The sequence below is a fragment of the Halospina denitrificans genome, from assembly GCF_004364635.1.
Lineage (GTDB): Bacteria > Pseudomonadota > Gammaproteobacteria > Pseudomonadales > Oleiphilaceae > Halospina > Halospina denitrificans.
The window spans coordinates 147,670-164,590 of record NZ_SOAX01000002.1 but is presented as its reverse complement, the minus strand read 5'-3'; the positions used below and the strand labels follow the sequence as shown (position 1 = coordinate 164,590).

The following is a 16,921-nucleotide window of genomic DNA, read 5'->3' as shown; positions in this document are numbered from 1 at the left end:
GGGCTACTCCGTTGACGACTCATGGGCATTGGCGAGCGCCTGTTCCGCGCTGTCCAGCCGCTTCTGGTGCTTGTTCAGCGCCCGTTCCAGTTTGGTCACGGCCTCGGGTGCCGTCTCCCGGGCTTCTTCGAGCTTCGCCCGGGCCTCATCCACCTTTTCGCGGGCGTCATCACGGCGCCGGGTCAGGGTTTCCAGGTCGGGCCCACTGCTTGCCGCACTTTCGGGCGTGGCGCCGGAGGCCTTATGCTTGCGGGCTTCCATTCGCGCCTGGCGGCGTTCCTCCTTTTCCGCCTTCTCTTTCTCAAGTCGGGCCTGGCGCTGCTCGAACCGCAGCCGGGCGCGGTCGGCCTCTTCCTGTTCACGTCGCTGCTCCCGGATGGCCCCCTTGGCGTGCTGGTAGTACTGGACCAGCGGGATGCTGCTGGGGCAGACCCAGGAGCAGGCACCGCATTCGATGCAGTCGAAGAGGTTGAAGTCTTCCGCCTTGTCGTATTCCCCGGAGCGGGCGAACCAGTAGAGCTGCTGGGGGAGAAGCTCCATGGGGCAGGCCTGTTCGCACAGGCCGCAGCGGATACAGGGTTGCGGGATGGGCGAATCCGGGAACTCGTCGGCCGTTCCCGCGATCAGGCAGTTGGTGCCCTTGACCACGGGGGCGGTGATCGAGGGCAGGTCGAATCCCATCATGGGGCCGCCCATGATCAGTCGCTTCAGATTGTCCTCGTGCAGCCCCGCCTCGTTCAGGAGGTGGATGATCGGTGTCCCGATGCGGGCTTCCACATTGCCTGGGCGTTCCAGGGCCTTGCCGGTCAGGGTGGTGATGCGCGATATAACCGGCTCCCCGAAGCGCAGTGCCCGGTAGATGGATTCGGCGGTGGCGATGTTCTGGCAGAGCACGCCGATGTCGGCCGGGATGCCGTCGTGGGGGACTTCCTGGCCTGTCAGCAACTGGATCAGCTGCTTCTCGCCACCGGACGGGTAGCGGGTGCGGACCACCACAACCTCAATCCCGGTTCCGTTCGTCGCCTCCTGCAGCGCCTTGATGGCCTCGGGCTTGTTGTCCTCGATGCCAATCAGGCATTCCTCGGCGCCCAGCAGTGAGCTGATGATCCGGGCCCCGGCAATAATGGCCTCCGGGCGTTCACGCATCAGGCTCTGGTCGGCAGTGATGTAGGGTTCGCATTCGGCGCCGTTGAGGATCAGGGTGCGGATCCGGGCGCCATCGCCCGCCACCAGCTTGGCGTCCGTGGGAAAGCCCGCACCCCCGAGCCCGGCAATGCCGGCGGCGTGAATCCGGCTGAGCTGTTCTTCAACCGGCAGTTCCGCGTAATCCGGGCAGTCGGCCAGCTCCGTCCATTGGTCCCGCCCGTCCGGCTCGATCCGAACGCACCAGTCCTCCAGTCCGGAAGGGTGGGGCACCTGGCGGGCCTCGATGGCGGTGACGGTGCCCGAGGTGGGCGCGTGAACCGGCACACCGGCGCCCCGGTCCGAGTCCGCCAGCCGCTGCCCCTTGAGTACGGTGTCTCCCGGCTGGACGCAGGCCCGGGCGTGTTCGCCGATATGCTGGAGCAACGGGACGGCGAAGTGGTCCGGCAGTGACGGCTGTCGGATGGGGCTCTGCAGGGATTGCGTCTTGTTGTCGGGAAGCTCGATGCCACCGGGGAAATCGAAAGGTCGACCCATCTCAGGCGCCGGCCTCCGCCGTTGCTGGTTGCCGGTCGGTGGCGATGACCGGCTCCGGATGGGTGAACGGTCGATCGGCGGGGGCGTTCGGGTACCATTCCCGAATGTCCTTGCTCACGGTAACCATATCGATGCAGTCCACGGGGCAGGGATCGATGCAGAGGTCGCACCCCGTGCACTCGCTCTCGATCACGGTATGCATGAGCTGCGCGGCCCCCACAATGGCATCCACCGGGCAGGCCTGGATGCACTTGGTACAGCCGATGCACTCGTCCTCGCGGATAACGGCAACCCGTTTCTCCTGCTCAACGCCGTGCTCCGCGTCCAGGGGCTCCGGCTCCACATCCAGCAGATTGGCCAGGCTCTGGATGGTGGCCTCACCGCCGGGCGGACACTTGTTGATTTTATCACCCTCGACAATCGCCTCCGCGTAGGGCTTGCACCCGGGGTAGCCGCACTGCCCGCACTGGGTCTGGGGCAGAAGCGAATCCACCTGTTCCACCAACGGATTGCCCTGAACCCGGAAACGCACGGACGCATACCCGAGCACGGCCCCGAAGAGCCCCGCAAGGGTAAGCAATGTTCCGACGGCAATGGCCAGGTTCATCCACATGGTGTTGCAGTCTCTTGGTCTTGGCCGCTCAAAGTGTAACCAGCCCGGTGAACCCCATGAAAGCCAGCGACATCAGCCCGGCGGTGATCATGCCGATGGCCGCGCCCTGGAAGGGTTGTGGCACGTCCGCCGCCGCGATCCGCTCCCGCATGGCGGAAAACAGGATCAGCACCAGCGAGAAACCGGCCGCGGCGCCGAACCCATAGAGAATGGATTCGATGAAGCTGTTCTGGCGCTGGATATTGAGCAGCGCCACACCGAGCACGGCGCAGTTGGTGGTGATCAGCGGCAGAAAGATGCCCAGTACCCGGTGAAGCAGCGGGCTGGTGTGGCGGACGACGATTTCGGTGAATTGTACCACTACGGCGATGACGAGGATAAAACTGATGGTCCGAAGGAATTCCACCTCCAGCGGTACCAGCAGGTATTCATGGACGAGGTAGCTGACGACGGAGGCCAGAGTGAGAACGAAGGTGGTGGCCATGGACATGCCCATGGCCGTCTCCAGCTTGTTGGAGACACCCATGAAAGGACACAGCCCCAGGAACTGGACCAGCACGAAGTTGTTGACCAGCACGGTGCTGACCAGTATCAGCAGGTATTCGGTCATGGTTTCTTTGTCCTGAGAGTTCTGTGCCGGGCGGGTGGTTGGTGCGTCTTTCCGGGAACCGCTATGAATACATCCATGTACGCTACCCTCCGCCATCCATGGCTCCGGAGTTTCCCGGAAAGACGCACCAACCACCCGCCCCAGAGCTTTGCGGGAGATTCGGCTTCTCTCCGTTGAATTGTACTTATTTAGAGTGATATCCAGAAGTGCAGTGAGGCGGGCCAGCAAGAGAGGCATTCGGCTGGACAAGACGAGTTTGAATGGAGTACTCTGTACATACAAACGTCAATACAGGGATGTGTATGCGCTTTGAATGGGACGAAGCTAAAAATGCGGCCAACATCCGCAAGCACGGCATCGATTTTGTTGATGCGCAGGACATTTTCAATCATCCCATGCTGGCACTGCCTGATGACTGCCATGACTACGGCGAGGAACGGTGGGTGGCGATTGGCTGGATACGGGCCCTGATCGGCGTGGTGGTCTATACCGAGCGCCAGGGTGACGTCATCCGCATTATCTCGGCCCGAAAAGCGACTAAACGCGAGGTGCGCCGCTATGAGCAACGAGTCAAAAACTGACTGGAACCGGTTGGCGGAGACGGAAGACCGCGACATTGATACCAGTGATATACCGGAACTGGACGATAGCTTTTTCCGCGATGCCGAACTGAAAGTACCCGCCAAACGCGCGGTGACACTGCGCCTGGACGAAGACGTGCTGAGTTGGTTCAAGGCACAGGGGAAGGGTTATCAAACACGAATCAACCAGCTGCTGCGCCGCTATATGGAGAATCAGCAGTCCCGGCGCTAGGGTCGCGAGGGCCCCGCTGCGGGCCGCTTGATGTCTGGGGAGGAGAGGTGCCGGGCGGCCTTGTCGGGAAGCTCCGGAGCCATGGATGGCGGAGGGCAGCCTACACGGACGTACTTGTGGCGGTTCCCGACAAGGCCGCCCGGCACCTCTCCTCCCCCCCCCTAAATCAACCGACTACATAATCCGAAGGCCAGGCGTAGCACCAGAATCAGGAGCCAGGAGCCAGATGTCAGAACCACCGGGGCCGGCAGCCAAGACCATCCCCTCAGAAGTCCCGAATTTCATCTTTCGGGGCTTCAGGTTGGCCACCATCACCGTCAGCCGCCCAATCAGATCCTCCGGCGCATAAGCCGACTTGATGCCCGCAAACACCTGCCGCTGCTCCCCAATATCCAGGGTCAGCTTCAGCAGCTTGTCGGCCCCCTCCACATGCTCCGCATTCTCGATCCGCGCCACGCGCAGATCCACCTTGGCAAAGTCATCGAATTCAATCTGCGGGGCAATCGGGTCCACGTTGCTCTCCTGGGTCTTGGTTCCCGCCGGCTTCTGGTCCTCGGCCACGGCCTCCTTAGAGGCCTCGAGCATGGCGTCGATCTGTTTGCGGTCGATGCGCTTCATCAGCGGTTTGAACTTGTTGATGCCGTGATCGAGCAGGTGATCATCCAGCTTCTGCCAGTCCAGCGTTGTATTGAGGAAGGCCGCTGAATTCTCGGCAGTCTCCGGCAGAACCGGCGCCAGATAGGTCATCAGGATGCGGAACATGTTGAGCGCATTGGTGCTGATCGCCTGGACCTGGTCGCGGGTGCTCTCGTCCTTGATCAGGACCCAGGGCTTCTCCTCGTCCACGTACTGGTTGGCCTTGTCCGCCAGCTCCATGATGCGTTTCATGGCGCGGCCGAATTCGCGCTCCTCGTAGTAACCGGCAATCTCCTCGCCGGCCTCCACGAATTCGCGCAGGCGTTCGGGTTCGGTGATCTCGCCACCCAGCTTGCCGTCGAACTGCTTGGTGATGAAGCCGGCGCTGCGGCTGGCGATGTTGACTACCTTGCCCACGAGGTCCGAGTTCACCTTCTGGATGAAGTCGTCCAGGTTCAGGTCCATGTCGTCCACGCCCGAGGTGAGCTTGGCCGCGAAGTAGTAGCGCAGGTACTCCGGGTGCAGGTGCTTGAGATAGGTGTTGGCCATGATGAAGGTGCCGCGCGACTTGGACATCTTCTGGCCATTGACGGTGACAAAGCCGTGGCAGTTGATGGCCGTTGGCGTGCGGAAGCCTGCGGTCTTGAGCATGGCCGGCCAGAAGAGGGCGTGGAAGTTGATGATGTCCTTGCCGATGAAGTGGTAGACCTCGGCCTTGGAATCCGCCTTCCAGTAATGGTCGAAGTCCAGATCACTGCGCTGGCTGCACAGGTTTTTGAAGCTGGCGAGGTAGCCTACGGGAGCGTCAAGCCAGACGTAGAAATACTTGCCCGGCGCGTCCGGGATCTCAAAGCCAAAATAGGGCGCGTCGCGGCTGATGTCCCAGTCCTGGAGGCCGGCTTCCAGCCATTCGGCCAGCTTGTTGGCCATCTGCGGCTGCAGTGTGCCGCTGCGCGTCCACTCGTGAAGAAAGTCGGCCATGTCCGGAAGCGTGAAGAAATAATGCTCGGAATCACGCTCCTCGGGGGTCGCGCCAGAGTGGACGGACTGTGGCTCGATCAGCTCCATGGGCGTATAGGTGGCGCCACAGGCCTCGCAGTTGTCGCCGTACTGGTCGGGTGTCTTGCACTTCGGACAGGTGCCCTTGATGAAGCGGTCCGCCAGGAACATGCCCTTTTCCGGGTCATAGGCCTGGGTGATTGTGCGGGTGGCAATGTGGCCGCTGTCGCGCAGGCGCTCATAGATGTAGCTGGCGAACTCGCGGTTTTCCTCGGAATGGGTCGAGTAGTAGTTGTCGAAATTGATGAGGAAGCCGGCGAAATCTTCCTCGTGTTCCTTCTGGATGCGCTCGATCAGCTGTTCCGGAGTGATCCCTTCCCGTTCAGCGCGGAGCATGATGGCAGTGCCGTGGGCGTCGTCCGCGCACACGTAATGGCAGTTCTCGCCCCTGAGCTTCTGGTAACGGGCCCAGATGTCGGTCTGGATGTACTCCAGCAGGTGGCCCAGGTGAATGGGGCCGTTGGCGTAGGGAAGGGCGCTGGTTACCAGAATATCGCGGCGGTCACTCATGAGCCTGTGGTTGCTCCGTGGTTTGGATTGCTGAACCGGCGATGATACCGTTCAACAGCCTTTTTTTCATCCCGTCGCTGGCAGCGGCGGAGGCCTGCTCGGTATTATTGGTCCAGAGTGTCATAAAACGGATTCCGGAAGTGCTATGTCGAGTATTGATCGCGGTGCCGTCGAGGCGGCGATACGAAACGCCTATCAGGACCCTTACCTGAACCAGGACCTGCTGGCTCTGGATGCCATCCGCAATCTTGAGATTGACGGTGGGAAGGTCTCTTTTGAGATCAGCCTGGGTTATGCCTGGCAGGGGGTTGCGGGCGCGGCGCGCAGCATCCTGACCCATGCGATCGAGGACATCGAGGGTGTGGAGGACGTGTCGATCACCACGACCCAGAATATCCATGCCCATAAAACTCAGGGCGAGCTTCACCCGATGGGCGGCGTCAGCAATATCATCGCCGTGGCCTCCGGCAAGGGCGGTGTGGGCAAGTCCACCACCGCCGTCAATCTGGCGCTGGCGCTGGCAGGTGAGGGCGCGCGGGTCGGGATCCTCGATGCCGACATTTACGGGCCGAACGTCGGGCTGATGTTGGGAATCCCGGAGGGAACCCGCCCGGAGACGAAGGAGGAGAAGTACTTCGTGCCCCTGCGGGCCCATGGCATCCAGGCCATGTCCATGGCTTTCATGATCACGGACAAGACGCCGATGGTCTGGCGTGGTCCAATGGTCAGTGGGGCCGTGCAGCAGTTGCTGACGCAGAGCCTCTGGGATGACCTGGACTACCTGATCGTGGATATGCCGCCGGGGACCGGGGATATCCAGCTCACACTGGCCCAGAAGGTTCCGGTGACCGGCGCCGTTGTGGTAACCACCCCCCAGGACATTGCCCTGATGGACGGACAGAAGGGCATCGAGATGTTCGGTAAGGTGGATATTCCGGTGCTTGGCGTGGTGGAGAACATGAGCACCCATATCTGCAGCAACTGCGGCCATCATGAGGCGCTGTTCGGCAGCGGCGGCGGTGAGCGCCTGGCGCAGGATTACGGGGTCGAACTCCTTGGGCAGATGCCACTGCACCAGACTATCCGTGAGCAGACGGACTCCGGTTCGCCCACGGTGGTGGCCGAGCCGGATTCGGAAGTGGCACGGCTTTATGCGGATATGGCGCGCCGTCTGGGCGCTATCCTGTCGCGGCGGGAGCGGGACACCAGTGCGGCCATTGGCGCTATCAAGACATGATTAACAGATTCTTAATGGCACTCCCGGACATTTTGCGTTAAAAGGGGCCTGCCCGTGTGGCCGTCCAGCCGGGCAGGTATTCATTTTACGAGCTTTAAACCCGATGGCGGTTTCCATGAAAACCCTGAACACCCTCCGAACCCGCTATCGTGTGCTTCGTCGCCGGGGGCATAACTGGCTGGTAAGCCATCCCAGGCTCTGGCATTGGCTCTACGTCACCGGCTGTCTTCGTGGTGGTCCTGAAGCAACGGCCCGGGGGGTCGCGGTCGGACTGTTCATCGGTCTGACCCCGACAGTCGGATTCCAGACGGTTTTCATGATCGTGGGCTGCATACTCCTGCGCGGGAACTTTCCGGTCGCCTTTGCAGTGTCCTGGTTGAGCAATCCGATCACCATGGGGCCGCTTTATTGGGGTTTCCATCAGCTTGGAAAGTTCCTCTACGAGATTATTCCGTTCGCACGGGACCCGATTCCGTCCTGGATGCTGGATGGTCCTGCGAACACCATGGTGTTTACGGCTGTAGGCAGTCTGCTTGTGGCCACCACCTTTTCCGTGGGTGGCTATTTTCTCTCCCACTGGCTTCACCGCTTCATGCTGGCGCGCCGCAGGGCACGCAAGGCGGCGCGGGAAGACTCGGCGACCTGAGACGGGCTCTGGTTTCGGTTACGGCGCACACTGCGGTATCATTGCCAACTGTTTGTCATGAGCCCCGATGGAAGCACCTATGAGTATCAAGTCCGACCGCTGGATCCGCCAGATGGCGCTGGAACAAGGCATGATTGAACCCTTTGAGGCCGGTCAGGTCCGTGAGACCGAGGCCAAGGGGCGCGTCATTTCCTATGGAACCTCCAGTTACGGCTACGATGTGCGGTGCAGTTCGGAGTTCAAGATCTTCACCAATGTCCACTCGGCGACCGTGGATCCCAAGCACTTTGACGAGGACAGCTTCGTCAACGTCTCCGGTGAGTCCTGCATTATTCCGCCCAACTCCTTTGCCCTGGCACAGACCGTGGAGTATTTCCGCATTCCGCGCAGCGTTCTTACGATCTGCCTGGGCAAGTCCACCTATGCCCGCTGTGGCATCATCGTGAACGTGACGCCCCTGGAGCCCGAATGGGAAGGGCAGGTGACCCTGGAGTTCTCCAACACCACCAACCTGCCGGCCCGGATCTACGCCAATGAAGGCGTTGCGCAGATGCTGTTCTTTGAATCCGATGAGATCTGCGAAACCAGCTACAAGGATCGCAAGGGCAAGTACATGGGCCAGCGTGGCGTAACCCTTCCCAAGACCTGATTCAATCCATCTGGCCTGGCCGAGGTAACCATGAATCCCAGACAGCAGCAGAAACAGCTGGATAAGCTAGGAGGCTGGCGTCAGTTTGCCTTTCTGTTGGCGTTAGCCGAGCGCGCCTTTCCCAACTTTGCGCTTTTCTCGGATCTGACCGATCCCGCATCGGGCGACCGTTTCCGGGACGGACTCAACCTCGGCTGGAGCATGCTGTTGCGCAAGGATCACAATGTGGATGTGCTTCAGCTGCTGACCCGCCTGGAGCGCGGCTGCCCCAATCCCGATGATCATGACGTCTACGGCGTGCAACCGGCGCTGGACGCCTGGTGGCTCCTGGAGCAGGCGCTGCTGTGCCATGTGAATCCGGACAAGAAACGCGCCGCCGAGGGCGCTTCCGTCGCCCTGAATACGGTGACCACTTTTATCGAGGTCACGGAAGGCGAGGGGCTTGGCGACGAGGAGCTCGTGCAGCTTTTCGACAATCACGACCTGACCCGCGCGGAAAAGGGGTTCCAGGAAGCGTTGCTGGAAATGCTGCGCAAGGCCCGCGCCCCGGACCCGGGCGTCATCCACGAGATCCTGGGGATGGCCCACAATGAAGGGGTCAGTAACCTGGGGCTGGAAGTGCCCGAGCGCTGGGCCGGGTATCCGGACCTGACCGTCGAGGATATGCAATGAGGCTTTCCACCTTTGGCCAGAAGCTCGGGGCCGACGCAGGCATCAATTCCCTGATGGATGACCTGGGCGAGGCCATGGCCTCCGGGGATGACGTGATCATGATGGGTGGGGGCAACCCCGGCTACCTGCCCGAGGTGACAGACCGGCTCCAGACCATCGCGAAGCAGCTGGTGGATGATCCGGAACAGTTCCGGCGCCTGACCGGCGTCTACGATCCACCCCAGGGCGAGAAGCAGTTTATTGCCAGCCTGGTGGAACTGCTCAATAGTGAGTACGACTGGGGCCTGACCCCGGAAAACGTGGCGCTGACCAATGGCAGCCAGTCCGCCTTCTTCATGCTGTTCAACATGCTGGCCGGGGAACACCCGGATGGCAGCCACAAGCACATCCTGTTGCCGCTGGCGCCGGAGTACATCGGTTATGGCGATGCCGGGCTGAGCCCGGGCCTGTTCCGTGCCGTGCGCCCGGAGATTGATGAACTCGGGGATCACCTCTTCAAGTACCGGGTGGATTTCTCCGGACTTGATATCACCGAGGATACCGCGGCGATCTGCGTCTCGCGGCCAACAAACCCCACGGGGAACGTGCTGACCGACGGCGAGATGCAGGGGCTGGAAGAGCTGGCCCGGGAGCACGACATCCCGCTGATTGTGGATGGCGCCTACGGCACGCCCTTCCCGGACCTGATGTTCACCGAAGCCACGCCACGCTGGACGCCCCAGCATATCCTGTGTCTGAGCCTGTCCAAGCTGGGTATTCCGGCGGCGCGTACCGGCATCGTGATCGCGGATAAGCCCGTAATCCGCGCCCTGTCCGGAGTCAATGCCATCATCAACCTGGCGACGGGAAGTTTCGGGGCCATGCTGGCGGAGCCACTGGTGCGCAGTGGTGAGATCATCTCCATGAGCCGGGAGCGAGTCCAGCCGATCTATCAGCAGAAGATGGAGAAGGCGGTGGCCGCATTCCGCGAGGCCATGGGTGAAGACTGCCCATGGCGGGTGCACACCCCGGAAGGCGCCATGTTCCTGTGGTTGTGGTTCCCGGATCTGCCCATCAGCAGCCTGGAACTGTATCGGCGCCTCAAGGCCCGGGGCGTGCTCGTGGTATCCGGGCACTACTTCTTTCCGGGGTTGCCGGATGAGGAGTGGCGCCATCGCCATGAATGCCTGCGCGTAACCTACTCACAGGACGAGGCGGATGTGGCCCGTGGCCTCCAGGTTATTGCCGAGGAGGTGAAACGGGCCTGGCGGGATCAGGGCTGAATCTCACGGTCGTGTAGAGTGGCTTCCTTGAGATAGATCTCGAAATTCTCACCTTCCTCGTTATGCTGGTCCAGCCGGACCAGCAGGTAATCCCACTCGGGTGCAAACCACATAAGGGTGGTCCGTGGTGAGTCCTCGTCGCGGACCCGTTCTACAACAACCGTCTCGACGTCACCGAATTTGCGGGTTTCAAGGGTTTCCTCGCGCAGCACCTCAAACTGGTAATCCTTGAAGTCGCCTTCGTCGTCGAGGATCACGTACTCCATTTTCTGCATGCCGGCCTGCAGGTCAATCCAGAGCTGGAGCTGGGCGGCAAGCTGATCCTGTATTCCAGGCTCATCGCTGATGTCGATGTCCCGGTCCTTGTCCAGATACCGGACCAGCATGTCCTCCCAGTTGAAGTTGTAACGGGTGCTGCGGTTGCGGATGAAAAAGCCTTCGAGGCTGTAGCGGTAACGATCGGAGATGACCCGTTGATCCTCGTAGCGAAGGACACTGGATTCCCGGATGTCCGCGATAAATGAGTCCACATCGAAGCGGTACAGCCAGCGTCCATCCTCGCGTTTTTCCAGTGACCGGGTGGCCTCGCCGCTGATGGAAACACCGCGCTCAAGGGTTGCTCCGTACGTCGCTTCCATGGGTTGGAGCTCAACCTTCCTGGTTTCGGGCTCCGATTGCGTGTCCGCAGTTTCGTCGGCGAATGCGGGGATTGCAACAAACAGGGCCAGCCAGAGGGGGAGGTACCGTTGCATCAGTTCCATGAAGAGGTCCTTGTTGGTAGATACAGTTCCTCAACCCTATGAGAAGCGGCGCCGTGCCTCAAGCCCGCATGATGAAATAATCGTAATGGCTAGGACGGGGCGCCGCTGTCTATGTCCATGGGTTCGTTCAGCGGGGTGCCGTCGAGTTCTGCGCCCGAGGCCGTCAGTCTCAGTCGGCCCTGGCAGAACCAGCTGACGGCCTGGGGATAGATCCGGTGTTCCTGGCCAAGTACACGCTCGGCAAGCGTTTCAGCGGTGTCGGTCGGGAGCACGGGAACCCGTCCCTGGAGCACGGGTGGCCCCCCATCGAGTTCCTCGGTTACAAAATGCACCGTGGCTCCGTGCTCCTCATCACCCGCTTCCAGAACGCGGGTGTGGGTGTGCAGGCCCGGGTAGGCGGGCAGCAGTGACGGGTGGATGTTGAGCATCCGGCCCCGGTAGTGGCGTACAAAGCTGTCCGTGAGAATGCGCATGAAACCTGCCAGTACCACCAGGTCAGGGGCATAGGCGTCAATGGTTTCACGCAGGGCGGCGTCAAAGGCCGCGCGTTCGGGGTAATTACGGTGGTTTACAACGGCGGTTTCAATCCCGGCCCGGGCCGCCCTGTCGAGGCCGCCCACGCCCGGTTTGTTGCTGATCACCGCAAGGATTGAACCCCCCAGCTGGCCTTTTGAGGCCGCGTCGATCAGGGCCTGGAGATTGGTGCCTCCGCCTGAGACAAGGACAACGATCCCTGGCACGGTCCGCGCCATTACCCGTCCTCACTGCGATCAGGGACAAAACGCACACCGGCCGCCTCTTCGGACGCCTGGACATGGCCCAGAAGCCAGGCGTCTTCGCCCGCGTCATTCAGCGTCTCAAGGACCTGGTCCCGCTCCGTGTCCGGGATGCATATAACCATGCCCACGCCGCAGTTGAAGGTCCGGAACATCTCATCGGTGGCAATTCGTCCAGCCTTCTGAAGCCACTGGAAGATATCCGGCCATTGCCAGCTGTGGGTATCGATGACCGCCTCGGTGCCTTCCGGGAGGACGCGCGGAAGGTTCTCGGTCAGGCCGCCTCCGGTGATATGCGCCATGGCGCGGATATCGAACTGGTGCAACAGCTCCAGCAGTGGTTTCACGTAGATACGGGTAGGAGCCATCAGGGCATCGCCCAGGGTTTCCGTGCCCACGGACTGTTTGAGGTCCGCGCCGGTCTCGTCCAGTACCCGGCGGATCAGTGAATAGCCATTGGAGTGGGGGCCGGACGAACCGAGGCCGATAAGGGCGTTTCCAGCCTCTACCCGGCTGCCGTCAATGAAACGCCTGCGCTCGACAATGCCCACGCAGAAGCCGGCCAGATCGTAATCATCGCCCTGGTACATGCCGGGCATCTCGGCGGTCTCGCCGCCGATAAGCGCACAGCCCGCTTCCTCGCAACCAGCGCCGATACCGCGGACCACATCCGTGGCAATGTCCAGGTTCAGCTTGCCGGTGGCGTAGTAGTCCAGAAAGAACAGCGGCTCGGCGCCGGTTACGATAAGGTCATTGACGCACATGGCCACCAGGTCGATGCCGATGCGGTCGTGACGCTCAAGCTGCATGGCAAGCTTGAGCTTGGTGCCAACGCCGTCCGTTCCGGAGACGAGGACAGGCTCCTTGTAGCCTTCGGGCAGCGCAAAGGCGCCCCCGAAGCCGCCCAGTCCCCCGAGTACCTCCGGTCGATGGGTGCGGCGGACGCTCTCCTTGATACGGTCCACCAGCTCATTGCCGGCATCGATATCAACACCGGCATCCCGGTAACTCATTCCTCGGTTCTGGTCGGTCATCAGGTGCATCCTAGAAGCAGGGATTGAGCGGATTCTAGCAGGCCCTGCAACCCCCGCCAAATGGCCGGGTGTCGTGATTCCCGGGCTTGTTGTATCCTGTCTCGTCATTCGCAGCTTGCAGGAAGGGATGGGCACGGTGAAACAGGTAGCAGGAAAACAACGATCCCGGACGAAGGCCCAGGCGGCATTGCTTCTCGCTGGCGTTCTGGTGCTTTGTACGGCGGCTCCCGCCTGGGGCGTAGTTGTGAATAATCTCTACGATGCCGTTGTCGAGGTTCCGGATACCGGTGAAAAGGCTCGCCGGGAAGGTTTCGAGCAGGCACTGGCCCAGGTCCTTGTCCGTCTGACCGGCAGTCGCGGGGTACTTGAAACCCTTCGCGGTGACTCCGGGGGTGAGGGCGGGGAGAAGATTCTGGGCCGGGGTGCCGAGCTTGTTGACGCCTACAGCTATCGACGTGACGGCGACACTCTGGAGCTGCATGTAACCGTCAGCGCCCCCGCTCTGGGGCGCGCCCTCGCCGAGCCTGAGATTTCGGTCTGGGGGGCCAACCGCCCGGGGGTTCTTGTCTGGTTCGTGGTTGATGACCGGGGGCAGCGCGAGCTCGTGCACCGTGATGCCAGGTTTCCGCCTTTTCTTGAGAAACCCATGCAACCGCTGGACGCCGCACGAGTGACGGAAAAAGGGCCCTGGAAAGGCCCGTTGATGAAACAGGCCAACCTCCGTGGCGTCCCCCTGTATCTGCCCTTCAATGATGAACAGGATCGCGACATTCTCAATCTTTCCGAGATCTGGGGGCTGTTTCCGGAGCCGATCGAGGAGGCATCGCAGCGCTACGCCCCGGATCGCATTGCCATCGTGAGGGTCAGCCGGCGCGGTGACGGTTGGCGGGCACGCTGGGTCCTGCGTAAGCCATTCGGAAGTACCGTTGTCGATGGGGTGGTGCAGGGAGACTCAAGGACGGATGTTACCGAAGCACTCATGGATCGCTGGGCAAGCCACTTTGCCGGGGTATTCGCGGTTGACTACGGGGATGAGCGTGAAGCCCGGGATCTCGAGGTGATTGCCAGCAATGTGGACTCCCTCGGGGATTACGCATCAATCCGCAGGGCATTGATGAGCATGGAACCCATACGCTCGGTGGAGCCACAGGCCATGAAACGGGATCAGTTGCATCTCGCGGTGCGTTACAACGGGGATTTGCCATTGGTGCGCGATTACATCGCCCTGGACACGCGTTTCAGATTGATGGCGGGACCGGAGGATGGCTCGATTGGCCCGGATTTCGGGGTGTTGTCGCTGCAGGATGCCGAGTCTTCGGGCGCTGACAGTGGCCGGGTGCTCTACTACAGCTGGCAGTTGGAGGACTCCGGGGAAGAACTGGAATCGGTCGATGACGATGACCAGCTGAAGATCGTGCCCCTGTCGGAGCCGGGCTCGTCCGGCGATGGGGATACCGACATGCCGTCGATGTAGGAAGCGTCGGTCTTATGGTGGGACCCCATGACGGGCAGCTGTCATTGCGCATCAAGCTCCGGGATGAGGCCCGGTTCGCCAACTTCCACGAGGGGCGTAACGGAGCTGTTGTTACCCGGGTCCAGTCCTGGCTGGCGGAGCCAGGTCCAGAGCCCATGCTGGTCTGTGGTGACACGGGCGCGGGTAAAAGCCACCTGCTCAACGCGGCCTGTCTTTCGTTTGAGGAGCAGGGGCGGGACGCCCTGTACCTCAGCCTGAGTGAGGCAGCCGCGCTGGCGCCCGAGGCGCTTGAGGGTTTTGAACGGTTTGACCTTGTATGCCTGGATGAACTCGAGGCCCTGCCCGCAACCCCGGAGTGGCAGGAGGCCCTGCTGCATCTCTATAACCGCGTTCTGGATTCGGGAGGGCATCTTCTGATTGCCTCACGGACCCCGCCCGGTGCCCAGAGCTGGGCACTCGCGGATCTTGCCTCCAGGCTGCGCGCCCTGCCGGTGGTGCAGCTCTCGTTGCCCCGGGATGAAGACCGTCACGCGATGCTCACTGCACGGGCTTCAAGCCGGGGGCTGATCCTTCCCGATGAGGTGGCGGCTTATATCCTCAAGCGGGCGCCCCGGGATACCGGTGAACTGCTGGGCATCCTGGAGCAGCTTGACGATGCCTCCCTGCAGCACCAGCGTCGGCTGACAGTCCCGTTCGTAAAGCATATTCTGGGCTGGTAGACTTCAGCACAAATAAGGGACAACAACAAAGAATAGGGGGATAACCATGCGACGGGTGGTTTTCAATCAGAAAGGCGGTGTCGGCAAATCCAGCATTGTCTGCAATCTTGCGGCCATCAGCGCCAGTCGCGGGATTCGGACCCTGGTCGTGGATCTGGATCCACAGGGCAATTCCTCGCAGTACCTGCTGGGCCAGCCCGCTGACAGGCTCCGTGACACTGTCGCGGACCTGCTTGAGCAGACAATCTCGTTCCGGATTTCCAGCCGGCGACCCGAAGAGTTCGTTCATGCCACGGACTTTTCCAACCTGCACGTTCTGCCTTCAAGCCCGGAGCTCGACTTTCTCGAGCGTAAGCTTGAGGCCAAGCACAAGATCTATAAGCTGCGGGAATACCTGAAGAAACTGAGTGATCTCTATGACGCCATCTACATCGACACGGCGCCAGCCCTCAACTTCTATACCCGTTCCGCGCTGATCGCGTCGCAACGCTGCCTGATTCCGTTCGACTGTGATGATTTTTCACGCCAGGCGCTCTACAACATCATGGGTGAGATCCAGGAGCTCCAGGAAGACCACAACCCGGATCTGGTCGTGGAGGGCGTTATTGCCAACCAGTTCCAGTCGCAGGCCAGCCTGCCGCGCCGCCTGGTTCAGGAGCTGATCGACGAGGGGCTTCCGGTGCTTCCCGTGCGGCTATCTTCCTCCGTTAAGATGAAAGAGTCCCACCAGGCCGGTAAGCCGCTGATTCACATGGCACCAAAACACAACCTGACGCGTCAGTTCCAGGATCTGTACGCGCTGCTGCACGGGGAAACGGTTGAGGTCGAGCCGTTGGAGCCGGCCAGGGCATGACGGATCCGCAGCATGCCCGACAGATGCTTGATGAGGCCCTGGCGGAGGTGGAAGCCCAGCTCCGCCATCACGGCCTGCTGGAATCCGAGCCTCCGGCGCCGGAAGCGCTGGCCAGCCGCCAGCCTTTCTGTATCGATACGCTCAGGTTCCCGCAGTGGGTGCAGTTTGTCTTCCTTCCCCAGTTGAGCGAACGCCTCAATGCGGACGACCCCATGCCGGACTACTGCGAAGTGGCGCCCATGGCCGAGGAATATTTCCGCACGGAACAGATGGCGGCCGACGCCTTCATTGAAGCCCTGCGTGAACTGGATCGCCTGGTGACGGCCAGCCACTAGCCAGCGGGCTGGCCAGGACTCCAGCGGTGGCGTATTCGGTATACCGGGCCCTGGGGTGTGGTCTGGCTTTCATAGAGACAGACCTCCCCGATCGGAAGTTCCGCCTGCCAGAGGGTGGGGGTGATTCCGGGCCCACCGTTCTTCCTGAAGCGACCCAGGGTTATGTGGGGCCGCCATGCCCTGGGTTCCTGGTTTCCGATGAGATCCTGAAGGCCCTGGCGGAGGCTCTCCTGCAGCATCTCCGCGCTTGGCGACGCGTCGCCTTCAAGGACCAGGTGCCTGGGCCGCTGCTCTGAGGGGAAACCCGCGAGCTGGTGAAAATAGACCCACCCCGGCGTCGCCTCGTCGACAATCTCAGTAACCCGCGGGATAACGGTGTTGTCGAGCTGCTCTTCGGTCAGGTTGCCCAGGAACACCAGCGTCAGGTGCAGGTTGTCCCTCGCGGTCACCCCCAGTGACGGCAGGTCTTTCCGCGCGACTTCCGCACTCTCCATCAGAGCCGCGGCCAGCGCCTCAGGGACCGGGGTGGCCAGGAAGCTGCGGATCTTTTTTTTGCCGGAACGGATGTTGTCAGATGTCACT

The 16,921-nt window shown here is 61.5% G+C and carries 20 protein-coding genes; 11 read left to right on the top strand and 9 right to left on the bottom strand.

Going from position 1 to position 16,921, the window contains the following annotated elements; genetic code table 11:
• Positions 1-3: 3 nt before the first annotated feature.
• Genes rsxC through rsxA form a run of 3 tightly spaced genes read right to left on the bottom strand, consistent with a single transcriptional unit; the run spans position 4 to position 2,903 of the window.
• The gene (rsxC, locus tag DES49_RS04395) at positions 4-1,680 is read right to left on the bottom strand and encodes an electron transport complex subunit RsxC (RefSeq protein WP_133735179.1); all 1,677 of its coding nucleotides are present in this window, start codon (positions 1,678-1,680) and stop codon (positions 4-6) included.
• Position 1,681: 1 nt separating this feature from the next.
• Positions 1,682-2,293, bottom strand: a complete 612-nt coding sequence (rsxB, locus tag DES49_RS04390; RefSeq protein WP_133735178.1) for an electron transport complex subunit RsxB — start codon at positions 2,291-2,293, stop codon at positions 1,682-1,684.
• 28 nt (positions 2,294-2,321) lie between these two features.
• The gene (gene rsxA, locus DES49_RS04385) at positions 2,322-2,903 is read right to left on the bottom strand and encodes an electron transport complex subunit RsxA (RefSeq protein WP_133735177.1); all 582 of its coding nucleotides are present in this window, start codon (positions 2,901-2,903) and stop codon (positions 2,322-2,324) included.
• Positions 2,904-3,205: 302 nt separating this feature from the next.
• Between rsxA and DES49_RS04380 the strand changes: the two genes are divergently transcribed.
• Together DES49_RS04380 and DES49_RS04375 are read left to right on the top strand one after the other, a co-directional pair.
• Positions 3,206-3,484 (top strand): BrnT family toxin, encoded by a 279-nt coding sequence (locus DES49_RS04380; protein WP_133735176.1) that lies wholly within the window; start codon positions 3,206-3,208, stop codon positions 3,482-3,484.
• Positions 3,462-3,716, top strand: coding sequence for a BrnA antitoxin family protein (locus DES49_RS04375; protein ID WP_133735175.1), 255 nt, complete (start codon positions 3,462-3,464; stop codon positions 3,714-3,716). The genes DES49_RS04380 and DES49_RS04375 overlap by 23 nt, the downstream gene beginning before the upstream one ends.
• 174 nt (positions 3,717-3,890) lie before the next feature.
• Here the strand turns inward: DES49_RS04375 and metG are convergent, their stop codons facing one another.
• Both metG and DES49_RS15700 read right to left on the bottom strand, forming a co-directional pair.
• Positions 3,891-5,921 carry a methionine--tRNA ligase gene (metG, locus tag DES49_RS04370; RefSeq protein ID WP_133735174.1) on the bottom strand — a complete coding sequence of 677 codons (2,031 nt, stop codon included), beginning with the start codon at positions 5,919-5,921 and terminating at the stop codon, positions 3,891-3,893.
• On the bottom strand, positions 5,914-6,045 hold the full coding sequence (locus tag DES49_RS15700; RefSeq protein ID WP_279591375.1) for a hypothetical protein: 132 nt from the start codon (positions 6,043-6,045) through the stop codon (positions 5,914-5,916). The genes metG and DES49_RS15700 overlap by 8 nt, the downstream gene beginning before the upstream one ends.
• Positions 6,046-6,066: 21 nt before the next feature.
• On the opposite strand from DES49_RS15700, the gene apbC reads away from it, so the two are divergent.
• From apbC to DES49_RS04345, 5 genes are all read left to right on the top strand, one after another.
• Entirely contained in the window at positions 6,067-7,158 is a 1,092-nt protein-coding gene (gene apbC, locus DES49_RS04365; protein WP_133735173.1) for an iron-sulfur cluster carrier protein ApbC, read from the top strand.
• A 115-nt stretch (positions 7,159-7,273) separates the two neighbouring features.
• Positions 7,274-7,804 carry a DUF2062 domain-containing protein gene (locus DES49_RS04360; protein WP_133735172.1) on the top strand — a complete coding sequence of 177 codons (531 nt, stop codon included), beginning with the start codon at positions 7,274-7,276 and terminating at the stop codon, positions 7,802-7,804.
• 79 nt (positions 7,805-7,883) lie between these two features.
• Positions 7,884-8,453 (top strand): dCTP deaminase, encoded by a 570-nt coding sequence (dcd, locus tag DES49_RS04355; RefSeq protein ID WP_133735171.1) that lies wholly within the window; start codon positions 7,884-7,886, stop codon positions 8,451-8,453.
• Positions 8,454-8,483: 30 nt separating this feature from the next.
• Positions 8,484-9,125, top strand: coding sequence for a DUF416 family protein (locus tag DES49_RS04350; RefSeq protein ID WP_133735170.1), 642 nt, complete (start codon positions 8,484-8,486; stop codon positions 9,123-9,125).
• Positions 9,122-10,387 carry a valine--pyruvate transaminase gene (locus tag DES49_RS04345; protein ID WP_133735169.1) on the top strand — a complete coding sequence of 422 codons (1,266 nt, stop codon included), beginning with the start codon at positions 9,122-9,124 and terminating at the stop codon, positions 10,385-10,387. The genes DES49_RS04350 and DES49_RS04345 overlap by 4 nt, the downstream gene beginning before the upstream one ends.
• On the opposite strand, the gene DES49_RS04340 is transcribed toward DES49_RS04345, so the two are convergent.
• From DES49_RS04340 to purM, 3 genes are all read right to left on the bottom strand, one after another.
• Positions 10,378-11,148, bottom strand: coding sequence for a DUF3108 domain-containing protein (locus tag DES49_RS04340; protein ID WP_133735168.1), 771 nt, complete (start codon positions 11,146-11,148; stop codon positions 10,378-10,380). The two genes, DES49_RS04345 and DES49_RS04340, sit on opposite strands and share 10 nt — an antisense overlap.
• 89 nt (positions 11,149-11,237) lie before the next feature.
• Positions 11,238-11,900 (bottom strand): phosphoribosylglycinamide formyltransferase, encoded by a 663-nt coding sequence (gene purN, locus DES49_RS04335; protein ID WP_133735167.1) that lies wholly within the window; start codon positions 11,898-11,900, stop codon positions 11,238-11,240.
• Positions 11,900-12,958, bottom strand: coding sequence for a phosphoribosylformylglycinamidine cyclo-ligase (gene purM, locus DES49_RS04330; RefSeq protein WP_133735166.1), 1,059 nt, complete (start codon positions 12,956-12,958; stop codon positions 11,900-11,902). Before purM ends, purN begins: the two co-directional genes overlap by 1 nt.
• A 136-nt stretch (positions 12,959-13,094) precedes the next feature.
• Here purM and DES49_RS04325 point away from each other — a divergent pair, with 136 nt between their 5' ends.
• The 4 genes from DES49_RS04325 to DES49_RS04310 are packed head-to-tail and all read left to right on the top strand — an operon-like array spanning position 13,095 to position 16,339.
• On the top strand, positions 13,095-14,432 hold the full coding sequence (locus DES49_RS04325; protein WP_166645984.1) for a DUF2066 domain-containing protein: 1,338 nt from the start codon (positions 13,095-13,097) through the stop codon (positions 14,430-14,432).
• Positions 14,433-14,446: 14 nt separating this feature from the next.
• Positions 14,447-15,151, top strand: a complete 705-nt coding sequence (gene hda, locus DES49_RS04320; RefSeq protein ID WP_133735164.1) for a DnaA regulatory inactivator Hda — start codon at positions 14,447-14,449, stop codon at positions 15,149-15,151.
• 46 nt (positions 15,152-15,197) lie between these two features.
• Positions 15,198-16,004 carry a ParA family protein gene (locus tag DES49_RS04315; RefSeq protein WP_133735163.1) on the top strand — a complete coding sequence of 269 codons (807 nt, stop codon included), beginning with the start codon at positions 15,198-15,200 and terminating at the stop codon, positions 16,002-16,004.
• Positions 16,001-16,339 carry a YqcC family protein gene (locus tag DES49_RS04310; RefSeq protein ID WP_243864885.1) on the top strand — a complete coding sequence of 113 codons (339 nt, stop codon included), beginning with the start codon at positions 16,001-16,003 and terminating at the stop codon, positions 16,337-16,339. Before DES49_RS04315 ends, DES49_RS04310 begins: the two co-directional genes overlap by 4 nt.
• Here DES49_RS04310 and thpR read toward each other — a convergent pair.
• The gene (gene thpR, locus DES49_RS04305; RefSeq protein ID WP_133735162.1) at positions 16,336-16,920 is read right to left on the bottom strand and encodes an RNA 2',3'-cyclic phosphodiesterase; all 585 of its coding nucleotides are present in this window, start codon (positions 16,918-16,920) and stop codon (positions 16,336-16,338) included. The two genes, DES49_RS04310 and thpR, sit on opposite strands and share 4 nt — an antisense overlap.
• Position 16,921: the final 1 nt, after the last annotated feature.

Excerpts from the sequence above, each read along its gene's own strand:
- DES49_RS04310 (WP_243864885.1), top strand. The coding sequence starts at position 16,001 with ATGACGGATCCGCAGCATGCCCGACAGATGCTTGATGAGGCCCTGGCG.
- DES49_RS04340 (WP_133735168.1), bottom strand. The coding sequence starts at position 11,148 with ATGGAACTGATGCAACGGTACCTCCCCCTCTGGCTGGCCCTGTTTGTT.
- metG (WP_133735174.1), bottom strand. The coding sequence starts at position 5,921 with ATGAGTGACCGCCGCGATATTCTGGTAACCAGCGCCCTTCCCTACGCC.
- DES49_RS04380 (WP_133735176.1), top strand. The coding sequence starts at position 3,206 with ATGCGCTTTGAATGGGACGAAGCTAAAAATGCGGCCAACATCCGCAAG.
- hda (WP_133735164.1), top strand. The coding sequence starts at position 14,447 with ATGGTGGGACCCCATGACGGGCAGCTGTCATTGCGCATCAAGCTCCGG.
- DES49_RS04350 (WP_133735170.1), top strand. The coding sequence starts at position 8,484 with ATGAATCCCAGACAGCAGCAGAAACAGCTGGATAAGCTAGGAGGCTGG.
- dcd (WP_133735171.1), top strand. The coding sequence starts at position 7,884 with ATGAGTATCAAGTCCGACCGCTGGATCCGCCAGATGGCGCTGGAACAA.
- rsxA (WP_133735177.1), bottom strand. The coding sequence starts at position 2,903 with ATGACCGAATACCTGCTGATACTGGTCAGCACCGTGCTGGTCAACAAC.
- DES49_RS04315 (WP_133735163.1), top strand. The coding sequence starts at position 15,198 with ATGCGACGGGTGGTTTTCAATCAGAAAGGCGGTGTCGGCAAATCCAGC.
- purM (WP_133735166.1), bottom strand. The coding sequence starts at position 12,958 with ATGACCGACCAGAACCGAGGAATGAGTTACCGGGATGCCGGTGTTGAT.
- purN (WP_133735167.1), bottom strand. The coding sequence starts at position 11,900 with ATGGCGCGGACCGTGCCAGGGATCGTTGTCCTTGTCTCAGGCGGAGGC.
- DES49_RS15700 (WP_279591375.1), bottom strand. The coding sequence starts at position 6,045 with ATGACACTCTGGACCAATAATACCGAGCAGGCCTCCGCCGCTGCCAGC.
- DES49_RS04345 (WP_133735169.1), top strand. The coding sequence starts at position 9,122 with ATGAGGCTTTCCACCTTTGGCCAGAAGCTCGGGGCCGACGCAGGCATC.
- rsxB (WP_133735178.1), bottom strand. The coding sequence starts at position 2,293 with ATGTGGATGAACCTGGCCATTGCCGTCGGAACATTGCTTACCCTTGCG.
- rsxC (WP_133735179.1), bottom strand. The coding sequence starts at position 1,680 with ATGGGTCGACCTTTCGATTTCCCCGGTGGCATCGAGCTTCCCGACAAC.
- DES49_RS04375 (WP_133735175.1), top strand. The coding sequence starts at position 3,462 with ATGAGCAACGAGTCAAAAACTGACTGGAACCGGTTGGCGGAGACGGAA.
- apbC (WP_133735173.1), top strand. The coding sequence starts at position 6,067 with ATGTCGAGTATTGATCGCGGTGCCGTCGAGGCGGCGATACGAAACGCC.
- DES49_RS04360 (WP_133735172.1), top strand. The coding sequence starts at position 7,274 with ATGAAAACCCTGAACACCCTCCGAACCCGCTATCGTGTGCTTCGTCGC.